Origin of the sequence: Pseudomonas sp. PB106, from assembly GCF_009764645.1 — a bacterium.
Lineage (GTDB): Bacteria > Pseudomonadota > Gammaproteobacteria > Pseudomonadales > Pseudomonadaceae > Aquipseudomonas.
Genome location: NZ_RWIM01000054.1, coordinates 1 through 4086 on the forward strand (window position 1 = coordinate 1; position 4086 = coordinate 4086).

Annotated in this window: 3 protein-coding genes; 1 reads left to right on the forward strand and 2 read right to left on the reverse strand. The window is 59.5% G+C overall.

Translation table 11 applies throughout. The annotated features are described in order from the left end of the window. Nucleotides 1–204: 204 nt before the first annotated feature. Nucleotides 205–624 (forward strand): nucleoside diphosphate kinase regulator, encoded by a 420-nt coding sequence (rnk, locus tag EJA71_RS07460; protein ID WP_053124969.1) that lies wholly within the window; start codon nt 205–207, stop codon nt 622–624. A 7-nt stretch (nt 625–631) separates the two neighbouring features. On the opposite strand, the gene EJA71_RS07465 is transcribed toward rnk, so the two are convergent. Continuing rightward, complete coding sequence (locus EJA71_RS07465) at nt 632–3475, reverse strand: class I adenylate cyclase (RefSeq protein ID WP_158955572.1); 2844 nt, start codon at nt 3473–3475, stop codon at nt 632–634. A 183-nt stretch (nt 3476–3658) separates the two neighbouring features. Further along, entirely contained in the window at nt 3659–3904 is a 246-nt protein-coding gene (locus EJA71_RS07470) for a TIGR02647 family protein (RefSeq protein ID WP_008084565.1), read from the reverse strand. Between the last annotated feature and the right edge of the window lie 182 nt (nt 3905–4086).

Here is a 4086-nt window from a genome sequence, read left to right on the forward strand (position 1 = left end):
ATCTTTTGCTTTTAAAGATTTAAGATCAAAAGATCGCAGCCTGCGGCAGCTCCTTCAGGGTTGGCCGGGTGGGTGACTTGTATATTTTTTGAGCTGTGATAGTGTCCGAATACGCCTCAACCCATCGAGGCCTGGTGAAAACCCCGTCTTTTTTGGCGGGGTTTTGCTTTTTTTGTGTGCAGAAGAAAGGAGTCTGCCCGGATCATGACCGCACCTTCCATCACCCTTACCCGTCTGGACGTGCAACGTCTGGAGCGCCTGATCGACAACCTGAACGAGAAAGACCAGGCTGCGCCGGGCGTGATTGCGCTGCAAACCGAGCTGGACCGCGCCGACACCGTGGTCGGCCACGATGAAGTGCCCGCCGATGTCGTGACCATGAATTCCCGTGTGCATTGCCGCGAAGAAGGCAGTGGCAAGGACTACCACCTGACGCTGGTCTATCCCAAGGACGCCAACGCCGATGAAGGCAAGATCTCGATTCTGGCGCCCGTCGGCAGTGCATTGCTGGGCTTGAAGGTCGGTCAGCACATCGACTGGCCGGCTCCGGGTGGCAAGACTCTCAAGCTGACCTTGCTCGAAGTCGAGTCGCAGCCGGCCAACGGTGGCGCCTTCCCCGAGTAATCCCGCCTCAGACCTGTTCGAGCGCCTCGTTCAGGGCGCGCTCCAGGTCAGCCTTGTAGCGCAGATACAGATTGCTTGAACTCTGCCCATCACCGAGCAGGCCCGACAGGTCCAGATCGGTGATGTAGCAGCGATAGCGTTCGCTGTCGCGGCGCTGCTCGACGATCTCCCGGGCGACTACGCTGAACAGCTGGTCGCCATGTTCCAGCTCGCTGAATTCCCGTTGATTGCAATACAAAGTGACCTGCACTTCGCCCGGTGCGGCTTTGCCGACGATCGCTTGCACGTCGTAGAACGGCTTGTTCACCGGCGTTTGCGGCGCTGGCCGCGCTTCGACCCGCCGTGCGCGTCCCGGACCCGAAGGCAATAACTGGTAATACAACGTTTCGAGACGCACCTCCGGGCTCGCGTCCATCGGCAGCACCGCTTCGCGGCGGAACAGGATCGATTGCAGGAAGCGCTGCAGCGGCACCAGCAGACTCTGCTCGTCGTGGTACGGCAAATGCTGCTGCCACAAAGCATTGAATTCATCCAGCACGTACAGCTCGGCCTGCTGCTCGGTGATCCGGTAAAACACTTGAATGCATTCCGGCTGGCCCATCGGCAGGATCAGCGCGAGATCGTGTTCTTCCAGCGCCATCGGGTCCAGGTGCAGCGGGCTGTAGCGCGGCTGCTCCTCACCGAGGTAATCCAGCAACGCCGGCAGCGTGGCGAGGGCAACATGGTTGACCTGGCCCGGCACCAATTCCAAAACGTGATAGTGCTGCTGCACCTGAATCAGATAGCGGTGATTCAATTCGCTTAACAGCAGATTCTGCGCGGTGTCGACGATTTCCTCGACGCGACGGGCAATGAACTGCGCGCGGTTGTGGCAGAAACAGCGCACCTTCAACGACGGTTGCAACGGCCCGCGTGGCAGGTTGTTGAGGTAATCGCGCAGGCAATCGAGCAGGGCGTGCGGGCCGTCGAAGCGGTTGACCAGCACCTCGTTCCAACTGTTGAGCGTGACTTGATCGAGGGTCAGCACGAGGTTTTCGCGCACACCGGCGTAGCTCAATGAGTCAGTGCGCTCGGTGGTCATCAGAATGTTCAGGTCGCGGTGATGCTTGAGCGGGTCGACCCCGACGTTGACCAGCATCAGCACTTCACTCGGCACGGCGGCGCGCAGCAACGGCTCTTCGGCCACGGTGGCCAAGGGCAGGGCGATGCACTGTTGCAGGCTGCCGAGCAGGTTGAACAGCTCGAATTCGCTCAGATCGCTGGTGCCGGGATGCAGGGCCAGTCGCGTGCTGCTGTCGATCACGCCGTTGCGGTGGCACCAGGTCAGCAGTTCGAGCAGCTCGCGACTGCGCTTGATCGGTGCGAAGTGTTCCCACTCCAGCGCGGTCAGGCTGCCGTTGTACAGACCCCACTGAGTTTGCCCGGGCTCCTTTTTATTGCGCGACTGCACCAGGGTCAAAGTGTCTTCAGCCAGATCCGGGGCGATGCCGGGATTGATGAACTCAACCTTGTCGGCCTTGCGTTCGAACGCAGCGTAGAGACGACGGCCGAGGACGTTGAGATCACGCTTGTTGATCAGGCTGACGGTCTGCTCGGTGCGGGCAAACTGGGTCAGGAAGCGGTAGCTGTAATTCAGCTCATTGACCAGCGCGCGGCGCTCGGCACTGACCTGACGGACTTTCCACTGGCTGCGGCTGTCGAGCAGGGCGAGCTGGCGTTGATCCCAATGCCATTCGCCGGCCAGTCGTTCGAGCAGAGAACGTTGCCAGCCTTGGGTGCGGCTGTTGCCGGTGAGCTTGCGATTGACCTTCAGGTACAAAGCGCGGCGCACCAGTTCCAGGCGCTCCGGCTCATTGCGCGCAGTCAGATATTCCTCGATGCGCCGGTACACGACCATGTACGGATCCAGCTCATCGAGATCGAGCTGATTGGCGAACACGGCTTTCTTGAAGCGCAGGCTCAGGCACTGCACGTGCGGGTGTTCGCTGGCATAGACCTCGGTCAGCAGCAGTTTGAGTACTGATTTGTACGGTGACTCGATGCCCTTGAACAGCTGCCACAAACCGGCGCCGATGAACTCGCCCGGTGGAATCGTCGCCAAGTGGCCGAGGTCGAGGGTTTCGTCGGCGCGAATAAAACGCTTCGACAGCAACGTGTGGGTGTACTGGTCATAAGTGGTTTCCTCATAAACCGGCACCAGCCACCAGATCGGCGTGCGCCCGGCGAGCCAGATCGCGGTGCGGTAAAACTCGTCGAGGAGCAGATAGTGCTGAGTGGTGCCGCAGTTTTCCGAACTGAGCTGGGTGTCGCGTTCACCTTTGACGAAGCGCACCGGGTCGATCAGAAAGAAATGTGCTTCGGCACCTTGGCTGGCCGCCCAGGTTTCGAGCAACTGGCATTTTTTGCTCAGTTCAACGAGTTCGCTTTCGCTCAGGTCTGGGGCGTGGCAGACCCACACGTCCATGTCGCTCTGATCGGCCTGCGCCAGCGTGCCAAGGCTGCCCATCAGGAACAGACCGTGAATCGGACGCGGCGGATTACTGCCATGGCGCGGCTTGTAGGAAAACGAACGGGTCAGGCGCTGGGCTTCGGCAAGCGCATCGGTGTCCGGCTCGTAATTGGACACTCCGGCCGGTGTGCTGCCCGAGACATAACCCGGCAACAGCGGATGATTGACGTGAAAGAACAGCGGCAGCAGCGTCAACACGCTTTGCTGGCGCGTCGACAAGCCTTCAAGGGCACGGCCGAGGCGGCCTTCATTGAGTTTGAGAAACCGCGCGCGCAGTTGGCTGAGGACCTTGCGGTCAATGCCTTCGTCCAGGTCGGGGCGGATTTCGTGGGTGCGCGTCATGTCAGCTCAAACCGGCTCGCAGGCTCGGACGAAGAGGGTCTCGGAATGGGAGGCAGTTTAGCCTTAGCGCAGCGGGACTTTTAAGCTGAATTTGTTTTTTGACGTCAGATTTCTATCGCGGACAAACAGGCAGGCCCGCGGAAATCCCGTGGCAGGAGTTCCCGTGGGCGAAGTCAGGGTGGATCAGGCGGTTTCCTGCTCTCTCAGAATGGTCAGCACGGTTTGCACATTTTGTGCAGCGTCGCGACCGAGGCTGGTCAGATAACCGCCATCGGGCTGATCGGTCAGGTCTTTTTCAAAGAGGCGTTTGGCGGCAGAAATATGTTTCGGGGCAGCGGTCTGATGAATTTTCAAACCTTCCTGGGAACTGTCCAGGGGAAAGAGTGCGAGGACTTCCAGTTCGGCAACCAACTCAGGGGTAAGCGACATAAGGACTCCAGACTTTCTAGGAATTGGACGACAGCGCCCCTAAGGTGAACCCGCTTTTGCGGCATGTCCAGTGCTCAGATCAGGGATTTTGTCTTGAGGCGAATTCCAGTGTAGTCCCCATAAAAAAGATCGCAGCCTTCGGCAGCTCCTACAGGGGATTTGTGTAGGAGCTGCCGAAGGCT